27 protein-coding genes and 1 pseudogene are annotated in these 23,867 nt (G+C 70.2%); 6 read left to right on the top strand and 22 right to left on the bottom strand.

Annotated features, from left to right (window positions below):
- Both I59_RS10475 and I59_RS10480 read right to left on the bottom strand, forming a co-directional pair.
- A partial coding sequence (locus tag I59_RS10475) for a sensor histidine kinase (protein WP_022903828.1) occupies positions 1-830 on the bottom strand: 830 nt, incomplete at its 3' end.
- A complete protein-coding gene (locus I59_RS10480; protein ID WP_022903829.1) occupies positions 817-1,761 on the bottom strand; it encodes a type II CAAX endopeptidase family protein in 945 nt (314 codons plus the stop codon). The genes I59_RS10480 and I59_RS10475, both read right to left, overlap by 14 nt.
- A 149-nt stretch (positions 1,762-1,910) precedes the next feature.
- On the opposite strand from I59_RS10480, the gene I59_RS10485 reads away from it, so the two are divergent.
- On the top strand, positions 1,911-2,588 hold the full coding sequence (locus I59_RS10485; RefSeq protein WP_148286168.1) for a hypothetical protein: 678 nt from the start codon (positions 1,911-1,913) through the stop codon (positions 2,586-2,588).
- Positions 2,589-2,628: 40 nt separating this feature from the next.
- Here I59_RS10485 and I59_RS10490 read toward each other — a convergent pair whose 3' ends face one another.
- Complete coding sequence (locus tag I59_RS10490) at positions 2,629-3,054, bottom strand: hypothetical protein (RefSeq protein ID WP_022903831.1); 426 nt, start codon at positions 3,052-3,054, stop codon at positions 2,629-2,631.
- 227 nt (positions 3,055-3,281) lie between these two features.
- Here I59_RS10490 and I59_RS10495 point away from each other — a divergent pair, with 227 nt between their 5' ends.
- On the top strand, positions 3,282-3,644 hold the full coding sequence (locus I59_RS10495; protein ID WP_022903832.1) for a hypothetical protein: 363 nt from the start codon (positions 3,282-3,284) through the stop codon (positions 3,642-3,644).
- Between the two features lie 13 nt (positions 3,645-3,657).
- Here the strand turns inward: I59_RS10495 and I59_RS10500 are convergent, their stop codons facing one another.
- From I59_RS10500 to I59_RS10540, 8 genes are all read right to left on the bottom strand, one after another.
- Positions 3,658-4,263: a GCN5 family acetyltransferase gene (locus I59_RS10500; RefSeq protein ID WP_022903833.1), complete on the bottom strand. Its 606-nt coding sequence runs from the start codon at positions 4,261-4,263 to the stop codon at positions 3,658-3,660.
- 395 nt (positions 4,264-4,658) lie between these two features.
- Positions 4,659-5,720: a sorbosone dehydrogenase family protein gene (locus tag I59_RS10510; RefSeq protein WP_022903835.1), complete on the bottom strand. Its 1,062-nt coding sequence runs from the start codon at positions 5,718-5,720 to the stop codon at positions 4,659-4,661.
- Positions 5,684-5,965, bottom strand: coding sequence for a hypothetical protein (locus I59_RS22090; protein WP_148286169.1), 282 nt, complete (start codon positions 5,963-5,965; stop codon positions 5,684-5,686). Before I59_RS22090 ends, I59_RS10510 begins: the two co-directional genes overlap by 37 nt.
- Positions 5,966-6,049: 84 nt before the next feature.
- Positions 6,050-6,238, bottom strand: coding sequence for a hypothetical protein (locus I59_RS10520; protein WP_022903837.1), 189 nt, complete (start codon positions 6,236-6,238; stop codon positions 6,050-6,052).
- Positions 6,239-6,472: 234 nt separating this feature from the next.
- A complete protein-coding gene (locus I59_RS10525) occupies positions 6,473-6,841 on the bottom strand; it encodes a hypothetical protein (protein ID WP_022903838.1) in 369 nt (122 codons plus the stop codon).
- A gap of 70 nt (positions 6,842-6,911) precedes the next feature.
- A complete protein-coding gene (locus I59_RS10530) occupies positions 6,912-8,165 on the bottom strand; it encodes an MFS transporter (RefSeq protein ID WP_022903839.1) in 1,254 nt (417 codons plus the stop codon).
- On the bottom strand, positions 8,162-8,878 hold the full coding sequence (locus I59_RS10535) for a cysteine hydrolase family protein (protein ID WP_022903840.1): 717 nt from the start codon (positions 8,876-8,878) through the stop codon (positions 8,162-8,164). Before I59_RS10535 ends, I59_RS10530 begins: the two co-directional genes overlap by 4 nt.
- Positions 8,875-10,293 (bottom strand): uracil-xanthine permease family protein, encoded by a 1,419-nt coding sequence (locus I59_RS10540; protein WP_022903841.1) that lies wholly within the window; start codon positions 10,291-10,293, stop codon positions 8,875-8,877. The genes I59_RS10535 and I59_RS10540 overlap by 4 nt, the downstream gene beginning before the upstream one ends.
- A gap of 144 nt (positions 10,294-10,437) precedes the next feature.
- On the opposite strand from I59_RS10540, the gene I59_RS10545 reads away from it, so the two are divergent.
- Entirely contained in the window at positions 10,438-11,094 is a 657-nt protein-coding gene (locus I59_RS10545) for a helix-turn-helix domain-containing protein (protein ID WP_022903842.1), read from the top strand.
- A gap of 276 nt (positions 11,095-11,370) precedes the next feature.
- Here the strand turns inward: I59_RS10545 and I59_RS10555 are convergent, their stop codons facing one another.
- The 8 genes and pseudogenes from I59_RS10555 to I59_RS10580 all read right to left on the bottom strand — a co-directional run bounded on the left by I59_RS10555 (position 11,371) and on the right by I59_RS10580 (position 17,843).
- Positions 11,371-11,817 carry an RbsD/FucU family protein gene (locus I59_RS10555; protein WP_022903844.1) on the bottom strand — a complete coding sequence of 149 codons (447 nt, stop codon included), beginning with the start codon at positions 11,815-11,817 and terminating at the stop codon, positions 11,371-11,373.
- Positions 11,818-11,820: 3 nt separating this feature from the next.
- Positions 11,821-12,870 carry an ABC transporter permease gene (locus tag I59_RS10560; RefSeq protein WP_022903845.1) on the bottom strand — a complete coding sequence of 350 codons (1,050 nt, stop codon included), beginning with the start codon at positions 12,868-12,870 and terminating at the stop codon, positions 11,821-11,823.
- Positions 12,871-12,880: 10 nt separating this feature from the next.
- Positions 12,881-13,600, bottom strand: coding sequence for an ATP-binding cassette domain-containing protein (locus I59_RS23150; RefSeq protein ID WP_222835009.1), 720 nt, complete (start codon positions 13,598-13,600; stop codon positions 12,881-12,883).
- Positions 13,601-13,618: 18 nt separating this feature from the next.
- The gene (locus I59_RS23470) at positions 13,619-14,437 is read right to left on the bottom strand and encodes an ATP-binding cassette domain-containing protein (protein WP_261976553.1); all 819 of its coding nucleotides are present in this window, start codon (positions 14,435-14,437) and stop codon (positions 13,619-13,621) included.
- Positions 14,434-14,679 (bottom strand): hypothetical protein, encoded by a 246-nt coding sequence (locus tag I59_RS23475; RefSeq protein WP_022903846.1) that lies wholly within the window; start codon positions 14,677-14,679, stop codon positions 14,434-14,436. Before I59_RS23475 ends, I59_RS23470 begins: the two co-directional genes overlap by 4 nt.
- A gap of 79 nt (positions 14,680-14,758) precedes the next feature.
- Positions 14,759-15,475, bottom strand: a pseudogene (locus tag I59_RS23895) (substrate-binding domain-containing protein); the annotation flags it as partial.
- Positions 15,476-15,537: 62 nt separating this feature from the next.
- On the bottom strand, positions 15,538-16,803 hold the full coding sequence (locus I59_RS10575) for an MFS transporter (RefSeq protein ID WP_022903850.1): 1,266 nt from the start codon (positions 16,801-16,803) through the stop codon (positions 15,538-15,540).
- An 80-nt stretch (positions 16,804-16,883) separates the two neighbouring features.
- Positions 16,884-17,843, bottom strand: a complete 960-nt coding sequence (locus I59_RS10580) for a sugar phosphate isomerase/epimerase (protein ID WP_022903851.1) — start codon at positions 17,841-17,843, stop codon at positions 16,884-16,886.
- On the opposite strand from I59_RS10580, the gene I59_RS10585 reads away from it, so the two are divergent.
- Together I59_RS10585 and I59_RS10590 are read left to right on the top strand one after the other, a co-directional pair.
- Complete coding sequence (locus I59_RS10585) at positions 17,842-18,945, top strand: ribokinase (RefSeq protein WP_187289809.1); 1,104 nt, start codon at positions 17,842-17,844, stop codon at positions 18,943-18,945. The genes I59_RS10580 and I59_RS10585 overlap by 2 nt on opposite strands.
- Positions 18,932-19,687 (top strand): DeoR/GlpR family DNA-binding transcription regulator, encoded by a 756-nt coding sequence (locus I59_RS10590; RefSeq protein WP_022903853.1) that lies wholly within the window; start codon positions 18,932-18,934, stop codon positions 19,685-19,687. The genes I59_RS10585 and I59_RS10590 overlap by 14 nt, the downstream gene beginning before the upstream one ends.
- 1,053 nt (positions 19,688-20,740) lie before the next feature.
- Here I59_RS10590 and I59_RS20910 read toward each other — a convergent pair.
- The 3 genes from I59_RS20910 to I59_RS10610 form a co-directional block, all read right to left on the bottom strand.
- Complete coding sequence (locus I59_RS20910; protein ID WP_031273604.1) at positions 20,741-21,454, bottom strand: M23 family metallopeptidase; 714 nt, start codon at positions 21,452-21,454, stop codon at positions 20,741-20,743.
- Positions 21,455-21,832: 378 nt separating this feature from the next.
- A complete protein-coding gene (locus I59_RS10605) occupies positions 21,833-22,429 on the bottom strand; it encodes a DUF305 domain-containing protein (RefSeq protein ID WP_022903854.1) in 597 nt (198 codons plus the stop codon).
- Positions 22,430-22,538: 109 nt separating this feature from the next.
- Positions 22,539-23,078: a hypothetical protein gene (locus I59_RS10610; RefSeq protein WP_148286170.1), complete on the bottom strand. Its 540-nt coding sequence runs from the start codon at positions 23,076-23,078 to the stop codon at positions 22,539-22,541.
- Between the two features lie 168 nt (positions 23,079-23,246).
- Between I59_RS10610 and I59_RS10615 the strand changes: the two genes are divergently transcribed.
- Complete coding sequence (locus I59_RS10615; protein ID WP_022903856.1) at positions 23,247-23,723, top strand: DUF4396 domain-containing protein; 477 nt, start codon at positions 23,247-23,249, stop codon at positions 23,721-23,723.
- Positions 23,724-23,867 lie beyond the last annotated feature (144 nt).

A 23,867-nucleotide genomic window follows, 5' to 3' on the forward strand; every position in this document is an offset into this window, starting at 1 on the left:
CGGAGGAGTCCCACCAGGCGGCGGAGGTCCTCCAGCACCGCGGTGCTCTGCTCCCGGACCTGCCGGACGCCCTCGTGGGCCCTGCTCGGATCCGTGTCGATCTGCCGGTCGATGGCCGCCGACATCAGGGCGATCCCGGAGAGGTGGTGCGCGGCGATGTCGTGCAGCTCCCGGGCCATCGCGGCACGTTCCCGGCCGATCGCCGCCTCGACGCGGGCGTCCTGCTCCCGGTCCACCGCGGACGCCTCGGCCGTGCGGGCCGCGCGGACGTCGCGCCGGGAGCGGATGAGCAGCGCGACGAGCAGTGGGAGGCCGACCGCGCCGACCGCCTGCAGGACGCCAGCGCCGACGGAGGCGGCGAGGAGCTCGGTCGGCTGCGAGCGCATGCCACCGGACAGGACGGCGTCGTTGACCGCGGTCCCGGCCACGACCAGCACCGCAGTACCGACGACGGCCGGCCAACTCCGGGTGAGCGGCTCGCGGGACCCGACCAGGACGACCACCACGGCGACGGGCAGCAGCACGAGGCTGTAGGCACCGCTCGGCGTGGAGGCCGCCGCGGCCGCGATGATCCCGGTGCCGAGCACGGTCGTCCGCGGCGCGCTGCGTGCGACGAGCAGCAGTGCGGACGCGACGAGCAGCGAGATCACCAGGGTCACCCAGGCGGCGCTGCCGACCGACGGGGTCCCGGCGGCGACCGCCACGGACGAGCCGGACCCGTCGAGACGGTCGAGGGCGTCGAGACTCGGCAGGCCGCTGAGGAGCCCGACGGAGACGATCGCCGTCCCCGCGGCCACGACGAGGTCGGTGCGGGCGTCAGCGCGTGCCATCGTTCGATCCTACGAGGGCGGGGGCGGTGGGCACCGGCAGCGTCGGCGCACCCGTGCTGGCGTACCCGAGTCGGCCCCGGGTGGCGACGAGCAGCACGGCAGCGGCCACGGTCGAGGTCGCGGTGAGCCCGAGCATCATCGTGCCCGCCGTCATGCCCGGGTACATGTCGGCCCAGAGCGTCGAGATCGTGTTGTTCACGCCGACGTGCAGGAGCAGGACCAGCGGGAGGCTCTCGCCGGTGCGGTTGAACGCCCAGATCATCACCACGTTGAACGTGATCGTGAAGGCGGCGAAGACGAGCGGCTCGGTCCAGTGGGCGTCCGGCCAACCACCCCAGTCGCTGAGGTAGAGCGGCACGTGCCACAGCGCCCACAGCGGGCCGAGGATCCCGGCGGCACCGAGCGGGCCGAAGCGGTCCTGGAGTCGGGGGAGCGCGAAGTCCCGCCAGCCGGGCTCCTCGGACAGCCCCGTGGTGAACACCTGCACGACCAGCCCCGGGACGAGCATGAGCAGCGCTGCGGCGCTCGGTGCCTGGACCTGCCCGCCGGACAGCGGCAGGCCGGAGACCACGATGACCGCCGGCACCCCGACGAGCGCCAAGGCGTACCAGCGCCACGAGACACGCCACCGCCACAGTCGGCCGACCCAGCGCCGGAGACCCGGGCGGCCGTCGGTGACCGCGGTGACGAGGAAGGCGCTGCCGAGCGGTCCGAGCAGCGCCCCGGGCAGCACGCCCGTGAACTGCGCGGTGCCGAGGAGCTCGGGGAAGTGCAGGTCCCAGAGGCCGAGGCCGTGCGGCGACAGGATGTACGGCACCCACGCGGCCCAGCTGAGGCCGAGGGCGAGCACGAAGAACGCGCGGAGGGGGTTGCGGGCGATCATGCCCCGGATGCCCGGCTGGTCCGCGCCGGTGTGGAGGTGGTTCGTCATGTCCTCGACGCTAGGAACGCGGCGAGCGCGGGACGACCGGCGGAAGGACGCTCCTCCGGGACGTGCATCCTTCGGAGGAGGCGGACCGTATGCTCGTGGACGACCCGCCCGAGCGAGGGGCGCACGGCGGGGACCAGGGGGAACACACCATGACCATGTCCAGGACGACCACCATCGGCGCCGTGCTCGTCGTCGGCGCACTCGCGCTGACCGGGTGCAGCACCGCAGACACCGGCCCGCGTGACGCGACGGCTGCGTCGCGCACGGCTGCACCGGAGCCGACGCCGACGCCGACGCCTACTCCGACGGCGGAGGCGGACGCGTCCGACGGAGTGGGCGGCACCGCGGCCGGAGCGCAGCCCGAGGACCTGACGTTCGAGGACGGCGCGCAGCTCTCGCCCACCCGCCTGCCCGCGTTCGGCGTCTCGGTGTCCTCCCTGCAGAACTGGGAGCTGACCCGCTCCGACCCGAGCGCCGGCTCGACCGAGTACACCCGCTCGGACGGCGCCGTGGCGACGGTCACGCAGCAGCGGGTCACCGGCCTCGACCCGACGATGGACGACCGCGCCGCGACCGAGCAGCTGTTCCGTGCGGCCGGCGCACCGGTCGAGGGTCTCGAGGAACAGCTCCTGCCCACCGCCGGTGGGGGTACCGCGCAGTTCCTGTCGATCGCCGGGCAGGCCGACGGGGAGTGGACCGCGACCGTGGCCCGTGCCTTCGCCCGCCCGGGTGTGGCGCTGACGGTGGAGATCGTCGTGCCGTCCCGCGACGTGCTGCGCGACGACCTCCACGAGATCCTGGTCAACGCGCAGGTCGTCATCACCTGATCGGGCGGTGGCCGCAGTCTGTGTGCGCTGCGACGAACGCTCAGACGGGCAGCGGTGCGACGCCCCACCAGCCGATGCCGGCATCGTCGTGGACGAGCCGGCCGGCCCTCGTGCCGAGCGGTTCTGCCACGCCGAAGTCGGCGATCTCCCACCCGAACTGTTCCGGCGTGGGCTCGCCGCCGGCGAAGGGCTCCGAGTACACGCCGTCCGCCCAGAGCGGGGCGTCGCGGCTCCCCTCGAGGGCAGCCCGGAGTCCGACGGGGCCGAGTCCGGGCCAGGAGTAGACGATGCAGAAGCCGTCGGTGTCCCGCAGCGGCCACCCGTCGTGGACCGTGATCGACCGCCACTCGGTGGGACCGCCATCGCGCAGCTTCCGGAGGCAAGCGAGCAGGGCCCGGTCGCTCCACGTCGGGGTCGGTACCGACTCAGCGGCGGCGATCAGCGCATCGTGTTCAGCTCCGGGCACCTCGTCATCGTGCCACGGGGAGCGGCGGCTCCCCTACGTGCGGCATCCGCAGTCGTCCGCCGACAGGCGACCCCGGCGCGGCGCGGGCTGGAGCTCGGCGGGTGCCGGGCGGCGACGCGGTCGTGCGGGTGCTCGGCGGGTGCCGGGCGGCGACGCGGTCGTGCGGGTGCTCGGCGGGTGCCGGGCAGTGGCGCGGTCGCACGGCCCGCCCGGCCTATCCTGGACCGATGCTCTCCCGACGTGAGGCCGCCGTCCGGCTCGACATCCCGCTCGAGATGGCGACCCGTCACGGGCTGCCGGCGCGGCTCAGCGAGGCCGAGCTCGACGCGATCGAGCAGGACCCGCCGGCCTGGCTCGTGCAGTCGCGCGCCAACCGCACGGGCACGAAGAAGGTCTGGCAGCGGCTCGAGTGCGTCGTCTGCGGGTACTCGGAGGAGGCCCGACCGAAGAAGTGGTGGCCCGACTGGGACCACCTGATGTGCGACTACCACGCGACCTACCAGGCACCCGAGCCGCCCGCGGGGTTCACCCGGCACGAGGTCGAGGGGATCGGGAGCCGGTTCGTCGCCCTCGTCGACGAGCGCTCCTGAGCGACACGCGCCCCTAGCCCGTGGGAGGACCTGTGGGCTCGACCGTCTTCACGACGACCCACCGGTGCTTGCCGATCGGTCGGTCGCGGACGAAGCCGGCACGCTCGAACGTCGAGAGCACGCCGTGGAAGAGGAAGCCCGCGGGCACGGCGCCGGCCGGCTCGGGGTACCCCTCGACCCGTCCACCCCCTGCCTCGGCGATCATCCGCAGGGCTCCGTGGAGTGCGGCCGTCGCGACGCCCTGACGACGGTGTCCGGCGCGGACGTAGTTGCAGCCGATGCGCCAGTCCGGCAGCGGTCCGTCCTGGGAGGACTCGTACTGGCGGCGGTTCTTGATCCGGACGACCTCGGACACGGGGCCGAACTGGCACCAGCCCACGCACCGGTCGCCCACGAGGACGAGCGCTGCGTGGGTCGTGCCGGCGAGCACCCGGTCCCGCTTCCGTTCCCGGTTGCAGGCAGCGTCCCGCGTGGTGCCCTCATCGTGGAAGCCGATGCACCAGCAGCCGCTCGGGTAGCCGTCGCTCGACGCACACAGCTCCGCGAAGGCGTCCCACGTGGCGGCGTCGAGGGGCCGGACCACGAGGGCGGCGGTGGTCGTCGCGAGGTCATCGGTCATGGACGTCCCGATCCTCCGCGGGCGATGCGCCCCGCACCCGACCGGACGTCCGATCGAGCCGGTCCCGGACGACCCGTCGATCGCGGTCGGCTGCGTCGGCGACGACCGAGAGCATGATCCCGAGCGGCGCCGTGCTGCGATGCCTTCGACAGTCCATCCCCCGATGATGACCCCGACCGACGGCGCCCGTCCGGAACCGGGACATCGCGAGCGCGGCGCGGCCGCGACCGAGCACCGGCCTGGAGGCGCGTTGCGGCGCCGCCCCGCGCCTCCCGGCCGCCGCCGGTCACCGCGACACCCGTCAGCGCGTCCGACCTGCACCGCACATCACCGCCGACGCGCTCCGCGCGCGCCGCCCACCGGGACGTCCGCATCGCGATGGTGGGGCGTCCGCTTCACGCGGGCGGCGTGAGCCGGTAGACGAGCCCCGCCGTGTCGTCCGTCACGTACAGCGAGCCGTCCGGGCCGGGGACCGCGTCCACCGAACGCCCCCAGCGCGAGCCGTCCGCGTCCTGGAACCCCTCGACGATCGTCCGCGGCTGCCCGAGGGTCCGAGCGTCGACGTCCCACGCGCTGTACGACACCGACGGCGGACGCGGCGGCTCGCGGTTCCACGAGCCGTGCGTCGTGATGAGGGCGCCCTCGCCGAACGCGGCGGGCAGCGCGCTCCCGTGCGTGAACACGAAGCCGATCGGGGCACTGTGCGCCGGCAGGCCGACCATCGTGCGGGAGACCGTCGAGCAGTCGAGGGACTTCCCGTCCGGGTTGTTCGTCGGGTCGTCGACGTACCCGAGGTCGAGCAGGTCCGGCTTCCCTCGCGAGTCCGGCTGACAGAACGGCCACCCGAGCTCGGTGCCGCGCGTGATCCGGGTGACCTGGTCGTTCGGGTGCTCGTCCACGTAGGACTGCACGCGCTTCCCGTACTGCCCGGTGTCGTCCCGGAACGGGTACGGCTGGTTGTCCGCCTGGTTCACCGCTGCGAACAGGGTCCCGTCCGGGGCGTAGCCGAGCCCTTCCCCGTTGCGGACGCCCGTCGCGAGCAGGGTGTCGTCGCTGCCGTCGAGCCGGACCTGCCGGATGACCGCGCGGTCCGGGTGGTCGCGTCGGTCCGAGCCGTCGCTGTTCGACGCGGAGCCGATGTCGTACGCGACCACGCCGTCGTGCACGGCGACGAACTTCCCGCCGTGCCCACCCGTCGGCAGGCCGTCCACGAGCACCGAACGGTCGGAGAGCCTGCCGTCCCGGTAGTGCCAGGTGTCGATGCGGGTGCCCTCGCCGAGGACGAGGACGGTCGCGCCGTCCTGCTCGGTCACGGCGATGCCCTGGGGGTCGTCGAGTCCGCTCGCGAGCGCATGGACCGCCGGGGCCCGGCCGTCCGCTCGGGGCTCGAGGCGGAGGAGCGTCCCCCGGTCACCCGTCGTCAGGAGCATGCTGCCGTCGGGCAACCAGGCCGCCATGCGTGCGCCGGGAGCATCGGCCCAGACTCCGCACGCCAGCCCGTCGGGACACGGAGGGACCGTCCGGCGGCCTTGCCCGCGTCAGCGCCTTCCGCGACCGACAGGCGCGCCGTGTGCAACCCGGCCGACGGGTTCCCCGTGGTCGGGTCGCCCTCGACCGTCCCGCCGCCGGTGCACGCCGCGATCCCGCAGACGAGGAACACCGATGCAGCAGCACCGACGAGGCGCTTCGTCACGGTCGACACAGGGTGAGGCTAGGCCTCGCTCGCGGGGTCCGTCACGACGATCCGGCAGGGTGCGCAGTCCGGATGGCGTCGACAGCCGTCGGGTCAGTCGTGCTGCGGGTCCTCTTCGTGGTTGAAGTGCGAGTCGGTCTCCGAGAAGCCGGCGGCGACGCCCTCCGGGTGGTTCGGGATGGTCGAGTCGTCGCCGAGGCCGCCGGGCTTGGGCGTGCCGTCCTCGTCGTTCGTGGGGACGTCGAGGGAGCTGTCGTCCTGCGCGTTGCTGGTGTCCGACATGGGTCCTCCTTGTGCTTCGGCGGCCGGTGCTCCGGTGCACCACCGCTGGTCGTGGAAGTTCATCGTGCCTGCGGCTCCTGGACGGCACTCAGGCTCGTCGGCTGGTGCGTGTGTCCCGTCGCGCTGGTCGGGTGCCCGGCCGGGCACGGGTCAGACTGGAGGCACGGGGCGGGCTGGTGCCGCGCCTCCCGTCCGGTGGTGGGTCGCGAGGGACGCTCGCCGCTGCCCGACGACCTACGTCCCGGTCAGGGCCTTGAGGAGCACGACGGCGACAGCCGTCGAGAGCAGGACCACACCCAGTCCTGCGAGCGGCCACCAGACGCCGCTGGAGCGGTGGTGGACGCGCACGCCGGCCGCACCCCCGGTGAGGACCGCTCCGAAACCCCCGACGAGCGCGACGCCCATGCTGGTGAACCAGCCGGCATCACTGCAGCTCGCCGAGCGGGCAGCACACGTGTTGTACGCGACGAGGTTCTCGTTGAAGACGTAGCCGGCGCACCCGATCGCCGCGAGCAGTCCGACGACGGTGAGGACCCAGATCAGGGTGAGGTTCCACAGGGCAGCGCGCTCGCTCAGCGGTGCGCGTCGGGTGGGGGACGCCATCGGGGCTCCTCGAGTGGTTCGTCCGGCGGGTGTCACCAGGGTGCCACGCGGCGGGCCGGACCGGGTGGCGTCACAGCGCTGACGTGCGCTGCCGGACCGCCGCGTCCCGGAGGTGCGAACCGGGCCGCAGCGTCAGGACCGTCCCGACGACCGCGAGGACGGCGGTGAACGCGACGATCACGACGGACGGCTGCACGACACCGAGCAGCGTCCCGAGGGCGACGACCGGCACCGCCAGGCCGACGTACGCGGAGGTGAAGGTGTCGGACGCGGCGACAGCCCGGTGCTCCGGTGGCGCGTTCCGCAGTGCGGAGCCGAGCGAGCGGCTGAACAGGATGCCGGCACCCGCACCGGCGATCGCGGCTCCGACCGCGAACCCGACCGTGCCGAGGACGGTCCCGGGGAACGCCCGGGTGGCCACCGCCACCAGGACGAGTCCGGTCACCACGAGCGGGAACGCCCACCGGCCTCGCCCGGCCAGCACGGTGGCGCCGATCGCTCCGGCGAGGAACGGCAGTGCTGCGACGACCCCGACCGCGGTGGCGCTCGGCTGGTGGTGACCTCCCGAGAGCAGGTGCGGTGTCAGTGCGCCGAAACAGCCGGTGACGGCGAACGCGGTGCACGCGCCGAGGCGGTCGGGCCACCGTGCGGTGCGTGGGCGGACGTCCGGTCCGGCCGCTGGCTGTTGCTCGATGTTGGTCGCTTGCGGCGCGACCGGACGGGAGGCGCGGTGTGCGAGCAGGGCAGCGCTCGTCATCAGGACGGTTGCGATCGCGACGTACAGTCCCCACCGCGGGAGCGCACCGGTCCCGACCACCAGGCCCGCGGCGGCGGGCCCGAGCGACAAGCCGGTCATCGCGAGCCCCGGCGTCACGGCGTCCCAGAACCGGACGTTCCGTCCACCGGCGCGGGCGCGGTCGGTGACGAAGGTCACCGCGCTCGCGGCGGCGATCCCCACACCGAGGCCGCTCAGCAGACGGCCGAGGGCGAAGGCGACCAGCCCGGGGACGACGGCGAGCACCACCGCCGCCGCGGCACCGAGCAGTGCTGCGGTGACGATGCGGTCCCGGACCGCCCAGTGCGCGCAGCGCCGCGTCCGCACGATCGACAGCCCGGCGACGGCCCCGAGCGCGAAGACCGCGAACAGCACGGTGGTGCCGGTCTCGTCGATGCCGAAGGTCCGTGCGTAGACCGGGTACAGCGGTGTGGGCACGGTCGCCAGCGCCATGGTGCCGACCGTGACCACGGCGGCGGGGAGCGGCGACGACCCGCGGACGGGCAGCTCCGTCGTCGATCGGACGCCCCGTTCCTCGGTCGCCGTCACGCGGTCAGGTGCCCCGGGCTACGCACCGCGGCGGACGCCCACGCGGCGAGCAGCTCGGCCGATGCGGTCACCACGCCGAGGTGCAGCGACACCATCGACAGCGCAGCCCGCTCGAGGCCTTCGTCGGTGCCGCGCACCAGATCCGACGGCACCGAGACCCGGTAGCCCAGGTTCGAGGCGTCGAAGGCGCTGTTGAGCACGCAGCAGTCGGCCATGATGCCGTCGAGCACCACCGCACGGACACCCATCTGCCGGAGCAGGAAGTCGAGGTCGGTCGGGTAGAACGCGGAGAGCCGCTTCTTCCCGGTGACGATCTCGTCCTGCGGTTCGACCTCGGTCACGAAGCGGGTCCACCGGCTGCCGGCGAGCGCGTGCTCCGCGGCGCCCGGGATGGGTCCGACGTGCTGCGGGAAGGTCGTCCGCCACGCGCTGTCGGACGTGCCGCGGACGTCGTCGATGCCGGAGGCGCGGAGCTCGGACCGGACGTGCACGACCGGGATCCCCAGCGCGCGGGCCGCACGGTGGAAGTCGTCGATCGGACCGACGATCTCGCGCCCGCGCGGAGCCGGGCACGGGCAGGCCGGGTCCTCGGACAGGTGTCCCTCGTGCATGTCGATCGACACGATCGCGGTGTGGGTCGGGTCGAACCAGTCGCGGAGCGACCCCTGCGGGTCGGCCGTGCGCTCGGTGCCGTGGACGGTGATCGTGGTCATGCGGAGGGGTTCCCTTCGGTGCGGGGGACGAGCGGGGCGACGACGCGGCGCGGCTGGCCCCGACGGGCGAGGAGTGGTCGGAGGCCGTGGTTGACCGCCCCGTGCAGGCCGAGCAGCAGGAACATGCCCATCATCATCGGGCTCGTCACGACGGTCGCGACCGACGACGGGAGCGCCGATGAGATCGCGGTCGGGATGAACTGTGCGCCGAGGGCGACGATGAACGCGGTGGCGCCGACGGCGAGGTTCAGGTCGTCCCAGCGCACCGCGGCGAGCATCTGGATCCCGCTCACCGCGATGATCCCGAACAGGATCGTCGTGGCGGCGGACAGGACCGGTCCGGAGATCCCCGCGAGGAACAGGCTCACCGGGGGGAAGAAGGCCAGGGCGACGGCGATCCCGCCGGCGGTCATCGTGACGAAGCGGCTGCCGATGCCGGAGACCCGGACGATGCCCGCGTTCTCCGGGTAGGACGTCGTGCCGATGCCGCCGAAGAGCGCTCCGAGCACTGTGCCGGCGAACTCGGCGAACAGGCCGCGGTTCACCCGGGCGGTGTCCACGGTCTCGCCGCCCCAGCTGGCGATCATCGTGTACATGCCCATGGACTCCGTGCCGGCCTGGAGGAACGCGACGAGCATGAGGACCACGACCGGCAGCGAGACGCCGAAGCCGTACGGCAGCAGGTGGGGCGCGCCGAGCAGGGGAGCCGCGGTGAGGTCGGGGAACGACCACTGGCCGACCAGGAGTGCCACCACGCTGCCGCCGACGATCCCCCAGAAGACCGCTCCACGCTTGAGGATCCCGGTGCCGAGGACCAGGCAGAGCAGGACGATGAGCCCGGTGGCGATGGTCACGACGAGCGCGAGCAGGCCGTAGGACGGCGACCCGGCCGTGCCGAACCATCCGCCGGCCCCGATGGACGCGAGCTGTGCTCCGATGATGACGAAGAGCGTGCCGAGGACGATCGGCGAGGACACGAACGCACTGACGCGTCCGAAGAGCCCGAAGCGCTTGAGCGGGATCGTCAGGAGCATGAAGACCAGACCGGCGACCGCCATCGAACCGAAGGCGGTCCCGAGGCCGTAGGTGGCGCCCGACGAGATGATCGCAACCATGAAGGCGGCGGTCGGGCCCTGCACGATCGGGAGCTTCAGCACACGGCTGGACTGGAGGATCGTCACGACGCCGGTGAGCAGGAAGCACGCCTGGATCATGAGCGCGACCTCGTCGGAGGACAGCTTCAGCGCACTGCCGATGACGTTCGGGAAGACCCAGATGCCGGTGAGCGCCAAGAGGTGCTGCACCGCGAAGAGGGCCGTGCGGCCGGCTGGGAGTCGCTCACCGAAGCCCACCGACAGCACGGAGGGCGCGGGTGCGTCGGCGGGCGGAGCAGGCAGGGCAGCGTGCGTGGTCATCAGGAGTCCTCTGCGTGTCGGGGTCGAGCAGGGTGTTTCACTCTGATGCGAAAAGTTACATTCGTATTGTTGCAGCTGTGTTTCCTTGTGTGAACACTGGCGCACCGGTTCCCGCGGGCGTGGAACGCCGACGAAGATGGACGCATGCAGGCATCGACACCGACGGGTCCGGACGCGTCCGCGAGCAGTGCCGATGCGGTCGCCACGGCGTCGGCGCCGTGGACGCCGTCGACTCCGGCCGGAGACGACCTCGATGCCGTCGTCGCCGGCATCGGAGAGCGGATCAGGGCCCTGCGCCTGAAGAACGAACTCACCCTGCAGGACCTCGCCGAGCGCACGTCGCTGAGCCTGTCGATGCTGAGCACCGTCGAGCGTGGTCGGACCACCGCGTCACTCGGGACCCTGCACGCCATCGCGCGGGCCCTCGGGGTGCAGATCACGACGCTCTTCGCGCAGAGCGGGGCGGATGACTCGCCGATCGTCGAGTTCCGCGACCAGATCCGCGACGTCACCGACGGTGGCCTGAACCGACGGACCGCCGCCTACCGTGCGGACCTCGGGATCGAGGTCTACGTCGACGACTTCGATCCGCACACCTCCCACGCCCGGACGCCGTCCCAGCACCCGGGTGACGAGATCGGGGTCGTGCTCGAGGGAGAGCTCGAACTGCAGCTCGGGGGCGAGATCTTCTCGGCCGCAGCGGGCGACGTCGCACAGTTCAGTGCTCGGCGGGCGCACCTCGTGAGCAACGTGTCCGACCGACCGGCGCGGGCGGTGTGGATCAACCTGCGCCGGCTCTGACGCGCCGCGGGCCGCCTGCCGACCACAGTCGGGTGACGCGCTGCCCTGAGGGGCGGATGGTCGGCGTCCGCAACGCGATCGTGCACTGGCTCGAGGGCACCGACCGCCGCAGCCGTCGACGACGCGGCCTCGGGAAGCCGACGCCCGTCGAGTACGAACCGACCAGCAACCCACAGGTCGCACTCACGGCCGGGACGAACGAATCAACCGAACCGACGGCGGTCCCCAGCGCCTGCATCTCGATGGTGCCTGTTCATGCGTCTCGATGGTGCCTGTTCATGCGTCGATGACCCCTTTGCGGAGGAGGAAACAGCCGTAGGGGCCGGGGTCGGATGTCCGGATGACGGCGTACGCTCCGCGCGCGGCTTCGTAGAAGTCGAACCGTGCGAGCGCTTCCATGGTCACCGACCCGCCGGCAGCCTCGTCAGCGACCCGTTGCATCACGTGGTGCGCGTCGACGAGCCGATCCGGTGCCCCGACGACCTGCATACGCCGGATCGGCGCATCGACGAACGTGTCCAGTGGGAGCAGGGAGAGGATGGCGGTCGTCGCACGCTCGATACCGCATCCCGCGATGTGGACGACGCTGCCGTGGACGGTGTGTGCGGCGATGGACGCTGCTGGGTGGTTGACGTCGCAGACCAGCACCTCGTCGCCGTGGCCCATCGCCATCAGGACGCTCAGCACCTCGGCGTTCAGGACCGGGTCGATGCCCTTCAGCATCGGTCACTCCTTCGCAGCGGCACGGTTGTTGAGCTGGTCGAAGGCCACCGCGACGAGGATGAGCGCGCCGATCGCGATCTGCAGGGAGAACGCGTTCACGGCGAGGAGGTTGCCGCCGTTGTTGAGCACGCCGATGAGCAGCGCCCCGCAGGCAGCACCGATCGCGCTCCCGCGAGCCCCGGACAAGCTGGCACCGCCGATGACGCACGCAGCGATCGCCTGCAGCTCGAAACCCGTGCCAGCCGTCGGCACACCGGCACCGAGACGTGAGGTGAGCAGGATGCCACCGACGGCGGACAGCAGGCCGGCGATGACGTAGACGGAGACCGTCACGAGTTTGACGGGAACGCCGGCGAGACGTGCAGCTTCCGCGTTCGACCCGACGGCGTAGACGTAGCGCCCGAACACCGTCCGCCTGAGCACGAACGCGGCGGCCGCGGCGACCAGGGCGAAGAGGATGAGCAGGTTGGGGACGCCGAACACCGTGCCGTTGGCGAGCTGTTGGAACCCGTCGGGCAGCCCCTGGACGGTGTTGGCGTTGGTGATGACGAGGACGATGCCGCGGGCGATGCCGAGCATGCCGAGGGTCGCGATGAACGGTGGCAGCTTGAAGCGCGTGACGACGAACCCGGTGAAGAGGCCGAGGGCGGCGCCGATGAGGAGTCCGAGCGCGATCGCGGGGACGACCGGGACGCCGTCGACGATCAGCTGTGCGGTGACCGCGCCGGACAGGCCGAGGATCGATCCCGTCGACAGGTCGATCCCGCCGGTGAGGATCACGAGGAGCTGCCCGATCGCGATGATGCCGTAGATCGAGACCTGTCGCGCGAGGTTCGCCAGGTTGTTCGCGGTGAGGAAGTCGTCGCTGAGCAGGGTCAGCGCGCCGAAGACGACGAGCAGGACGACGAGGACGCCGCTCTCGCGGCCGGCGATGCTCCCGAGCGTGGCGACCCTCGGCTTCGGGCTGATCCTCGCGGTGAAGGGGGTGCCACTGTCCCGGACCGTGCGGATGGTGGTCGTCTCGATGGCTTCGCGCCAGAGGAGTTTCGGCATGGGCTTCTCCCTAGGTGTTCTGTCCGACGGCGTTGTCGGATCGGTCGTTGCGGGGGGACGGCGTGACACCGCTGGCGAGCTGGAGGACGTCTTCCTCGGATGCCCCGCGGGGCAGTTCACCGGCGATGGCGTCCTCGCGGAGCACGACGACGCGGTCGGCGAGACCGAGGAGCTCGGGGAGGTAGGAGGAGACGACCACGACTGCGAGACCCTGCCGGGCGAGGCCGTTGATGACGTCGTACAGCTCACCCTTCGCGCCGATGTCGATGCCCTTCGTGGGTTCGTCGAACATGATCACCTTGGGTTTGGTGAGCAACCACCGGGCGAGGAGGACTTTCTGCTGGTTACCGCCGGAGAGGGAGGACACGGGCTGGTCGTACGAGCCGGCTCGGATCCGGAGGCTGTCGAGGAGTGCATCAGCCTCGCTGATCTGTGACCTCCGGGGCAGGAGCCCCTTCCGCGAACCGGTCCGGAGGCTCGCGATCGTCACGTTCTCCCTGATCGAGAGTTCGGGGAGGAGTCCGAGGACCTTCCGGTCCTCGGTGAGGAGCGCAACACCGGCGTCCATCATGGTCCGGGGGCCGTCCGGCCGGACGACCCGCCCGTCGACCCGGATCTCGCCCGCCGTGATCGGGTCCGACCCGAAGATGTTCAGGAGCAGCTCGCTGCGCCCCGAGCCGAGGAGGCCGCCGATGCCGAGGATCTCGCCACCCCGGGCGACGAGATCGATCGGTGGGCTGTCCGGCGTTCACCGGAGACCGGTGACGGTGAGGCGCTCGGAGCGTTCCTCGCGCTCCTCGTCCGGGTAGAGCGCAGTCACGTCCCTGCCGACCATCGCGGTGATGAGGGTGTCCTCGGTGTAGTCGGAGAGGGGCCCACTCTGAGAGAGTTCCCCGTCGCGGAGCACGGTGACCCAGTCTCCGATGGCGAACATCTCCTCGAGTCGGTGCGTGATGTAGAGGATCGCGACGCCTGCTGCTCTGAACCGTCGGATCTGCTCGAGGAGCCGGTCCGATTCCGCTTCGGTCAACGCTGTCGTGGGCTCGTCGAAGACGATGACCTTGACTCGATCGGCGGTCGCGACCTTGGCGACCTCGACCAGCTGTTTCGTCGCCGCGGGCAGGTGCTCCACCGTCGCCGAAGGATCGACTTCGACGAGGCCCAGGTCGTCGAGCGCGACTCGGCACCGGTCGCGGAGCTCGCCGGCACGGACGAGTCCTGACCTGGAGGGGAGTCTGCCCATGAACACGTTCTCGGCGACCGAGAGGTGCGGCAACAGACTGAGCTCCTGGTACACGGCCTGCACCCCCGCGGCCCGCAGCACCGACGGTGTCGCGGTGGTCACGGGTTCGGAGTCGATCTCGAATCGTCCCGAGTCACGGTGCAGCGCGCCCGTGAGGATCTTGATCAAGGTGGACTTCCCGGCGCCGTTCTCACCTGCCAGGCAGTGCACCTGGCCGGCGACGAGCTTCAGGGACACCCCGCTGAGGGCCTGGACCGTGCCGAACGCCTTGGAGACGTCGATGAGTTCCAGGACTGCGGCCCCGTCGGGCTCGACGATCGTCACTTGTCGACCTCGGCGGTCTGCGGCTTGAGCAGGGTCTTGATCGCGGCGTCGTTCATGTTGTCGCGGTCGACCACGGCGACTCCGGGATCGAGGACTGCCGGCGGGATGCGTCCCTGGGAGGCCATGGCCGCTTCGACGACGCCCTGGTACCCGAGGAACCAGGGGTTCTGGACCACGAGGGCGTCGATCGTGCCGGCCTCGAGCGCGGCGTTCTCGGCCGGGTCGGAGTCGAAGGCGACCACCGGGATGGTGTCCGCTGCCTTGTTGTCCTTTGATCGCCGTTGCCGCTCCGACGCCGGAGCTGTTGTTGTCCGCGAAGACACCCACCAGGTCCGAGTGGGCAGAGATGGCGTCGTTCACCTGCGACGCGGCCGTGCTGATGTCGTTGTTGTTGTAGTTCTGCAGGCTCGCGTCGATCTTCGGGCAATCCTTGGCGAGACCGGACCGGAATCCTGCGTCGCGCTGCTGGTTCGCCTCGATGCCGGCGATCGGCGCTTCGACGAGGACCTTGCCGGTGGTCGTCCCCTGGGCGGTCAGGAGCTTGCACATCTTCTCGCCAGCGGAGGTTCCGGCGAGTTCGTTGTTGGTTCCGATGTGGCCGTCGACGTCGGCGGTGACGCGGGTGTCGGCGGTGATCACCTTGATGCCGGCTTTCCGGGCTGCGTTGACGGACGCGTTCAGGGCCTCGCCCGAGCTGGGTGCGACGACGATCGCATCCGCTCCGCGCGCCACGGAGTTCTCGACGAGCTGCACCTGGCCGGCGATGTCGGTCTCCGATGTCGGACCGAAGGTGTTGACGTCGACTCCGTAGTCCTTGGCTGCTGCTTCCGCACCGGCGAGGAGGGTCTGCCAGTACTCGGAGTCGGTTGCCCGGATGATCACGTCGACCTTCACTCCGGCGGCCGCACCTGCGGATCCGGAGCTACGCGCGTCGGCGTTCGAGACGGTGGCTCGTCCGCCGACGACGCCGCCGACCACTGAGACGAGTGCGATCGCCACGACGAGGGAGAGGGAGAACACGGTTCTGGTTCGCGCCATTGCGTTGACCTTCTGGGAGGCGCCGCACACGCTGGTGCCGCGGGGTGGGTGTGGGAGGGAGTTCAGTTGTTGACGGGGACGGGTTCGTCACGGATCGCGGGAGCAGCGTCGGGTGACGCCTTCTCGCCGGGGGTCTTGAGGAAGGGGGTGAGGATCGCGCTGAGGAGGTAGAACCCGGCGTAGATGCCGAGGACGCCGCCTGCGCCCAACCATCCGAAGAAGAGACCGGCGAGGGCTGGTGCGACGAACGCGGAGAGTCCGGCTCCGAGGTTGAGGACGGACATGGCTGCGCCCTTGTTGTCCGGCGCGAGCAGCGGGAAGAGTGCGGACAGCGGCACGAAGCCGGCCATCGTCACGCCGCACAGGCAGAGCACGATCGTCATCAGGGCCACGTTGTGGCCGATGAGGTGCGGCGCGAGGAACACCGCGACGAGCACGACGGAGTAGGCCACACCGCCGACCCAGCCGATCGTGCGTCGCCAACCGATCTTGTCGCCGACGTAGCCGAAGAACAGGTTGGCGAAGATCGCGACGGTGAACACGAGCGACCACATCTGCAGCCACTCTGTGGTCGTGTAGCCGAAGGACGCGAGGTAGATCGGCATGAAGACCGGCAGGCCGTACTGCGCCAACCCGTTGATCGTCTTCACGAGGAGACCGATCGAGATCGTCGGTCGTCCGATCAGGGTGACCGCTTTCGACAGCTCGCGCGCGCTGAACGGATGGATCTCCTCTGACGGGACGGTTGCCCGGTTGGCGATCGTCGCGACGAGTGCTCCGACGATGACGAAGGCCAGGCCGGTCCAGAGCACCGCGATGTGCCCGAGTGCGGGCAAGGCGAGTGACGAGTAGAACGGCCCGATGACGCTGAGGCCGAGCGAGAACATGAACCAGAACCATCCGGCAGCGAGGCCACGGCGTTCCAGCGGGGCGCTGTAGTTGATCCAGGTCAGGAACGAGTACGCGAACAGTGGGTAGCCCAGCCCGCGGATCGCGTAGAAGACGAGCATCACCGGCCAGTTGAGCGTGGTGACGCCGAACCCGATGAACCCGACGCTGCCGATCAAGAACGCGGCGAGGGCGAGGAGCATGACCTTGCGCGGCCCCATGGTCTGCACGAGGACGCCCGAGAACCAAGCCGCGATCGCGACGGTCACTCCGTAGACCGTGATCAGGGCGGCGGTGTCGGGGACGGTGACGCCGCGTGAGACGAGCCACGGCGAGATCCATCCTTGCTCGACGCCGTCACCCACCATGAAGAGGACGAGTCCGATGTAGCCCCAGACGAGGTTTCGGGGCAGTCCTATGCGGTCGAGGACGCGGTTCACGAGGGAGCCTTTCTGTTCACACCATCGGGAGGAGAGGCGAGGCCGACCGGCGCGGGAGTGCGCGCCGGCCGGGATCATGGTCAGACGGCGAGTTCGCCCTGGTACTTCGACGAGCCGATGCCGAGGAGTTCGTTGCGCAGTCGCTGCGCTGCGATGCCGTCCTGCGAGCGGATGACCTCGGTGATGCGGTCGACACCGACGGCCTTGACCTTCTCGAAGAAGAGCTCGACGGTGGCGCGGTTGGTCTCCGCCTCGTCCTGCGCGTCCTCGCGGATCGGGAAGGTGTCGAAGTAGATGACCCCGTCCCACTCGTGGCGGAGGAGGAAGTAGATCATCTCCATGGTCTCGAACGGGTGGATGGACCCGATCATGAGACCGTCGTCGTGCGCGTTGTTGCCGTCGTTGAGGTGGATCCCGAAGAGCTTGCCCTGCTCGAGGAGCAGCGACGCCCCGAACGCAGGCTGGTCGCCAGCCATCAGCATGTGCGCGAAGTCGAGGGTCGCCCCAAGGTTCGGGCGGTCGATGCGGGTGATGACGTCCAGCGTCTGGCCGAAGCTGTTGATCATCGAGTGCACGCGCTCCTCGTACGGCTTGTACTCGATGCTGATCCGGAAGTCCGGGCGGTGGTCGGCCAGTTCCTGGAAAGCGGACACGATGCGCTGCAGGTCAGCCGCGTAGTCCTTCTGGAACGTGAAGTCGTAGCCGTCGAATCCGAGCCAGACGGTGAGCAGGTCGCTGCCGCAGGTCGCGGCGGCGTCGATCGCGTCCTTCGCCAGGTCGATCGCCGCTCGACGGACCGTTTCGTCCGGGTTGCTGAACTCACCGGCGACGAACTGCTTGCGGAAGCGCGTGGCGTTGCCGTTGAGCGTCAAGCCGAGTTCGTCCAGGAGCGCCTTCATGGCCGCAGGCTCGACGCTCTCGAAGTGCTCGGGGTAGTTGAGGTCGACGTAGTCGACGCCCTCGGTCGCGGCGATGCGGCGGAGAGCAGCGGGGACATCGCCGCCGCTGACGAAGGAGTTGAGGCGCGTTGCGAACTTCATGACGGCGAAGCTAGCTCGGTCTGACAACTTTGGTCAAGTTTTTTCTTTTTGCGTCTTCAACTTTGACAACGAACGTCAGATCTTCGTAGGCTCACTCCCTGTCGGGCAACGCGGTCAGGGATCCGCTTGCCGCACGACCGCTCCGCGCTGGAGCATGAGCGAGCACAACGAGGTGGAGGTCCCCATGGCAGGCACGGATGTCTTGGTCGTCGGGAGCGTCAATTACGACTACATCGTCACCCAGGACCGACTCCCCCGCCGCGGCGAGACCTTCGCTGCGGCCGGGGCGAAGGGGGCGTTCGGAGGGAAGGGTGCGAATCAGGCTGTCCAGGCTGCGCGACTCGGGGCGACGGTCCGGTTCATCGGCGCCTGCGGTGCTGATGGTCTGGGCCGACAGTGTCTCGACAACCTGCGGAGCCAGGGCGTGGACTGTCACATGCGGCCGACCGAAGAGTCCAGCGGGTTGGGCATCGTCCACGTGGTGGGCGAGGGCGACGTGTACGCCACCATCGTCGAGGGTGCGAACGGGGCAGTCGACCGAGGCTGGATCGATGAGAACGCGCAGCTGTTCCAGGACGCCGGCGTGGTCGTGATCCAGAACGAGATCCCTGCCGAGGCGAACGAACGGACCGTCGAGCTGGCGGCAGCCGCTGCCGTACCGGTCGTGTTCAACGCCGCTCCCGCTCGGCCTGTCGCCGAGCGTGTGACGCGCCGGTGCACGTGGTTCGTGGTGAACGAGGACGAGGCAAGTGCTTACCTCGGTCGTGACCTCGGCGACGTTCGCGACGACACGGCCATGCGGCGTGCGGTGGTCGACCTGCAGCGCTTCTGCCGGGGTGTGGTCCTCACACTCGGGAGCCGTGGGTGCTACGTCGCCGACGGCACCAGTGTCCAGTTCATCGAGGCCGTCCCCACGCACGCCGTAGACTCGACCGGCGCCGGTGACTCGTTCATCGGTGCGTTCGCCGATGCGCTCGTCAACGGGTCCGACCCCGTAGCTGCCGCGGTCGATGCGACCCGTGTGGCGTCGATCACGGTCGAGGGTGTCGGTGCGCAGTCCAGCATGCCAACTCGCGAGGTGCTCACCAGTGAAGTCCTTTGAGCGACACCAGCTGATCCTCGAACAGGCCGCCGCCGGTGATCCGGTGACGATCGAGGCGTTGATCGACGTCACGGGCGCGTCGCCGTCGACGGTACGCCGGGACATCAAGGCCCTCGAGGACACGGGCAGGATCGTGAGCTTGCGCGGGGGCGCGATCCGGCTGGAGGACGCTGCGAGCGAGGTGCCGGTCGCGACGAAGTCCTTGATCAACCGCGCACAGAAGACCGCGATCGCCGAAGCCGCCGCCGCGCTCGTCTCCGACGGTGACACCGTCTACGTGGACTCGGGCACGACCGCGACCGAGCTCATGCGGGCGCTTCGTGGTTCGCGAGTGCACGTGATCACGTCGAACACGCATGCGCTGAACCTGCCGCTGTCGCCGGGTGTCACCGTCACGGCTCTCGGTGGGGACGTGTTGCCCGTGATCGGCTCCGTGGCCGGTCCGATCACCGATCGGGAACTCGCTGACCTGTACTTCGACAAGGCGTTCATCGGCGTGACCGGTATCGACGCGGCCGCCGGGGTGACGACGTTCGACATACGCGAGGCGAACAAGAAGCGCATCGTGCAGGCGCACAGCAAGCACACCTACGTGCTTGCGGACAGCAGCAAGTTCAACCAGGTGTCTCTCTGTCACGCGTTCACGCTTGCCGATTGCACCGTGATCACGGACGCGGATGACGATGTCCTGCAGCACGCCGGTGCGGCCGTGATCGCACTGACGAGCAGCACGTCTTCCTGACCTCACCGACGCGGCGGCACACCGACCGAGGACCTGCCGCCGCCCGAAGCGGAGCTGCTGCGCCCGGTCTTCCCCCTCGCCCAGACGGAGGACGTCACCGCGGCGCCTGGCACCCTCGGCAGCAGCAACGTCGCACGAGTGGACCGCGACGCCCGGCGCGCTCGAGAGCGAGCGGGCGGCACCGGAGGCGAGGACGACGACGTCCCCAGTCGTCAGGAGCCGAGGCGCATCACCTCGACCACGAGCACCAGAACCGAACGGCGGATGGTTCTTTCGGACGTGCATCGGGGCATTCCGAACATCCAGAGGAGCGTTCGGCGTTCCTCGCGTTGTCAGTGGTCCGGAGCACACGTACCGAGTCACTTCGACACGAAGGAGGCAGTCGCCGGGAGCACCACCGAAGACACCGTCTCCGACGGCCAGCGCCCCGCCGACGTCCTGGCCTCGACCACCCCGGTGGCCGTGTACGGCTTCGCCCGAGGTCGGGCCGGACAACGCGCGCCACGTGCAGCAGCCGCACATGCAGGACGACTTCGGCAAGCCGGCGGGCCTCGTCGGGGGCGACCTCGTAGCCGACTGGCTACGTCACCGCAGCGATCGACGGTGCGGGGGCGCGCCGCGCGCCGGACCCGCCCGCGGCGCAGACCCTCCCGTGTCCACCCGAAGACGAACGAGGGCGTCAGACCCACCGCACCCGCGACGTGACCGAAGGTCCCGGTGGCCGACCGGCTTCCGTTCACGACACATGTCGGCCGCCGGCCAGCCTGTCCGGGGCTGGCGCGGCGACGCTCCCGCCACGGGGTCGGTGTCCGGTGCTACTGCCAGATTGCTTGTCCTGATGTAAGCCGAGTCTCGATGGACGATCGGCCAGCGGTCACTTCCGCCGGTTGCGGCGATCCCGGTAGAAGCCGATTGCTACGACGACCGGCAGGATGAGCAGGCCCCACCACCAACCCTCTGCTCCTGCTGCGAACATGGGCCGAAGCTACGCTGCCTTGGCACGACTAGGTGTCCGATAACCGATGGCTGGCCGGACATCACTGGGGCCAGGTGCTATAGCGTTCGTCCGGCGTTGGCGGTGAGCCACGGGATCGGGTCGATGGGTGTGGTGCCGCCGGGCATGACCTGCAGGTGCAGGTGCGCGCCGGTGCTCGCTCCGGTGTTGCCGACGAGGCCGACGAGCTGCCCGACGGCGACGGTGTCGCCTGGTCGGAGCGGCGAGGAGCCGAAGATCATGTGCGCGTACAGGGTGGACACGAGGCGACCGTCGATCTGGTGGTCGATGATGACGTACTGCCCGTACTCGGGGTGCGTTGTCGACACTCGGACAGTGCCGGCAGCGACAGCTCCGATGGGGGTGCCGGCGCCGGGGGTGAGGTCCGCGCCCTGGTGGATGGACGAGCAGGTCGCGCACGGGGCGCTTCGCGGACCGAACGGTGAGCTGACGGTGATGGTTCCGGCGATGGGCCAGCGAATGTCGCCGGTTCCGGTGTTCACGATCGTGCCGCCCGTGGTCGTGGGAACGCTCTGTTTCGTCGAGGCCGGTGCGCCCCCGGTTGACGCGGCCCGTGAGGCGGGTGCTGTCTTGGTGATGACGGGCTTCGGGGTCGGCTTGGTGATCGTGTACCCGTCGCGGTCGACCGCGAGAGCCAGCCCGGACGCGGTGAAGCTCTGCCCGGTGGTGGCAGGAGCGACGCCGGGCACGACTGCTGCGGGGCCGGTCGTGGCCTGCGCGGGCAGCGCTGCGGCAGCGGTGAACAGCGCCATCGCGGCCGCGGCACCAGTGATTGGGACCGCGGCGAGAACGCGCGACCGCAGTGAGCGGGCCGGTGTTAGGGGTACAGCCGCGACGGTCGGCAGTGGCCGCAGCGCCAGCCGGGCAGCGGCAGTGGTCGTCGTGGTTCGGGTGCGGCTGGCGGTCGGGACTGCGGCGGCGCGTTCGGCGGCGAGGGCTTCGCGGCGCGTCCGAGGTGCGGGAATCGTGGGGGTCTGGGGGTGCTGCTGAGGCACGGGCAGGCTCCAGGAGGGGTGGGCCGTCGGGCCGAAACGTGGGGTGCCCGAACGCGAGTCGAGCAGGGGGAGAAGGTGTGGCCGGTCGTGGGCCGCGGCAGGAAGGGGGGAGCCTGCCGCGACCCACGCCGGGGTTTAGATGGACGCGAGCATGTCCTGCATCTGGGTGATCTGCTCGGTCTGGCTCGACACGATCGACTTCGCCATCGCGACGGCGTCGGTGTTCTTGCCCTTGTCGACTTCGGTCTTGGCCATGTCGACGGCGCCCTTGTGGTGCTGGACCATCTGCTCGAGGTAGAGCTTCCCGGCGTCCTTCGCGGACGCCTGGTCGAGGTCGCTCATGTCGGAGTCGGACATCATCCCGGACATGGAGTGCCCCATCCCGGAGTGCTCCGACTCGACCGGCTCGCCCCAACCCTTGAGCCAGCTGGTGAGCTGCTTAATCTCCGGGGACTGCGCGGCCTTGATCTGCTTCGCGAGGCTGGCGACGTCGATGTCGACGCCGGAGCCCTTGGCCAGGAGCATGTCGCTCATCTCGACCGCTTGCTTGTGGTGCGGCAGCATCATCTGCGCGAACATCACGTCCTGGTCGTTGTGCGCCGATGCAGCCGCCGTCGACGAGGACGAGGAGCCCGTGTCGGAGCCGCTATTGCTGGTGGAGCAGCCGGCGAGGGTGAGGCCGAGGGTCAGTGCGGCAGCGATCGCGAGCGTACGCGTGGTGGTGGTGTGCATGATCTTTCCGTTCCCGTGAATGCGTCAGGTGTTCCGGCCAGGCGGACGCCTCCCGGATCTGGGCATGCGGAGGCCACCCATCGGGGGTGGGATCCCGCTTGGGGGCGGATCAGATGCGGATGATCCGCAACGCCGTCAGTGACGGCGGTCTCGGTGCCGCGATGCGGCGCGGCAGCCGGTCAGCCAGCGCGAGCAGCCGCGCGAGCAGGGCGAGGATGCCGCCGGTCCGTGCACGCAGCAGCGCCCACGTGAACAGCACGATCGTCAGCGCGCACGCCATCCCCATCAACGAGCACATCAGCGCACACAGGCCACTGTCGCAGCCCGCGTCGGTGAGGACCGTCAGCACCGCAGTCGCAGGAGCTACGTGCTCGCCGTGACCGGCGGCCGCGCCGTGGCCGTGCTCGGCGGTGATCGCGGGAGTCGCCATCGAGTGCTCGTGGCCGGCGGTGTGCCCGGCCATCGTGTGCATCAGGACCGTGAACCCGACCAGCAGCAGCAACGCCAGCGTCGCCGTTGCCTGCAACAGCAGCCGGCGACGCGGTGAGGTGGTGGTGGTGAGCATCAGTCTTTCGAGCAAACGGGTGGAGTGAGCGCTTCTATGGTGCGGTACCCGCGCGGGCGGCGGCAACCTGGTGTCCGGATTCACACCGAACCCGCCGCGACCGGCCGAACCGGGAACATCGCGCGGAGTTTCGCGTTACAGCGCATGGTACCCCCTGGGGGTATATGTGGACTGTTGGCGTCAGCCGCGTCGGATCGGAGCAGCATGGACACGCACGAGCACCATCAGATGAGCGGAGACGAGCACCATCAGATGAGCGGAGACGAGCACGCCGGCCACGGCGGTGGTCACGGGGCGACGACGTGGTCGATGGCGGCGCAGGCGACGCTGCACTGCCTCACCGGCTGCGCGATCGGTGAGGTCCTCGGCATGGTCATCGGCACCGCTACCGGCTTCCACAACGCCGGCACGATCGTCCTGTCAATCGTCCTCGCGTTCATCTTCGGCTACGCCCTCACCATGCGCGGCGTCATCAAGTCGGGTCTGAGCCTCGGCGCTGCGTTCAAGGTCGCTCTCGCCGCGGACACCGTGTCGATCGCGGTCATGGAGCTGATCGACAACACCGTCATCGTTGCGATCCCCGGCGCGATGGACGCGCAGCTCAGCGACTGGCTGTTCTGGACGGCGCTGCTGTTCTCCCTCGCGATCGCATTCGTGATCACCACGCCCGTGAACCGGTGGATGATCAGCCGCGGCCTCGGGCACGCCGTCGTCCACGGCCACCACTGACCGGTCCGCTAGTCAACTCGATCGCGGCGCGCGGTCAGGCGTGGGAGTGTTCGTGTGCGGGGTGGTCGTGGCCGCCGTCGTAGGGTGCGCCCTTCATCATCCGCAGCATCGACCAGGAGCCGCTGCGGATAACACGGCCAGCAG

This window comes from Curtobacterium sp. B8 (genome assembly GCF_000333315.1).
In the GTDB taxonomy this organism is placed as follows: domain Bacteria; phylum Actinomycetota; class Actinomycetes; order Actinomycetales; family Microbacteriaceae; genus Curtobacterium; species Curtobacterium luteum.

Excerpts from the sequence above, each read along its gene's own strand:
- I59_RS10585 (WP_187289809.1), top strand. The coding sequence starts at position 17,842 with ATGACGGCGAAGCTAGCTCGGTCTGACAACTTTGGTCAAGTTTTTTCT.
- I59_RS10495 (WP_022903832.1), top strand. The coding sequence starts at position 3,282 with ATGCTCTCCCGACGTGAGGCCGCCGTCCGGCTCGACATCCCGCTCGAG.
- I59_RS10545 (WP_022903842.1), top strand. The coding sequence starts at position 10,438 with ATGCAGGCATCGACACCGACGGGTCCGGACGCGTCCGCGAGCAGTGCC.
- I59_RS10510 (WP_022903835.1), bottom strand. The coding sequence starts at position 5,720 with ATGGCGGCCTGGTTGCCCGACGGCAGCATGCTCCTGACGACGGGTGAC.
- I59_RS10560 (WP_022903845.1), bottom strand. The coding sequence starts at position 12,870 with ATGCCGAAACTCCTCTGGCGCGAAGCCATCGAGACGACCACCATCCGC.
- I59_RS20910 (WP_031273604.1), bottom strand. The coding sequence starts at position 21,454 with ATGGCGCTGTTCACCGCTGCCGCAGCGCTGCCCGCGCAGGCCACGACC.
- I59_RS10525 (WP_022903838.1), bottom strand. The coding sequence starts at position 6,841 with ATGGCGTCCCCCACCCGACGCGCACCGCTGAGCGAGCGCGCTGCCCTG.
- I59_RS10555 (WP_022903844.1), bottom strand. The coding sequence starts at position 11,817 with ATGCTGAAGGGCATCGACCCGGTCCTGAACGCCGAGGTGCTGAGCGTC.
- I59_RS10615 (WP_022903856.1), top strand. The coding sequence starts at position 23,247 with ATGAGCGGAGACGAGCACGCCGGCCACGGCGGTGGTCACGGGGCGACG.
- I59_RS10605 (WP_022903854.1), bottom strand. The coding sequence starts at position 22,429 with ATGCACACCACCACCACGCGTACGCTCGCGATCGCTGCCGCACTGACC.
- I59_RS10500 (WP_022903833.1), bottom strand. The coding sequence starts at position 4,263 with ATGACCGATGACCTCGCGACGACCACCGCCGCCCTCGTGGTCCGGCCC.
- I59_RS10520 (WP_022903837.1), bottom strand. The coding sequence starts at position 6,238 with ATGTCGGACACCAGCAACGCGCAGGACGACAGCTCCCTCGACGTCCCC.
- I59_RS10485 (WP_148286168.1), top strand. The coding sequence starts at position 1,911 with ATGACCATGTCCAGGACGACCACCATCGGCGCCGTGCTCGTCGTCGGC.
- I59_RS10580 (WP_022903851.1), bottom strand. The coding sequence starts at position 17,843 with ATGAAGTTCGCAACGCGCCTCAACTCCTTCGTCAGCGGCGGCGATGTC.
- I59_RS10480 (WP_022903829.1), bottom strand. The coding sequence starts at position 1,761 with ATGACGAACCACCTCCACACCGGCGCGGACCAGCCGGGCATCCGGGGC.
- I59_RS10540 (WP_022903841.1), bottom strand. The coding sequence starts at position 10,293 with ATGACCACGCACGCTGCCCTGCCTGCTCCGCCCGCCGACGCACCCGCG.
- I59_RS10535 (WP_022903840.1), bottom strand. The coding sequence starts at position 8,878 with ATGACCACGATCACCGTCCACGGCACCGAGCGCACGGCCGACCCGCAG.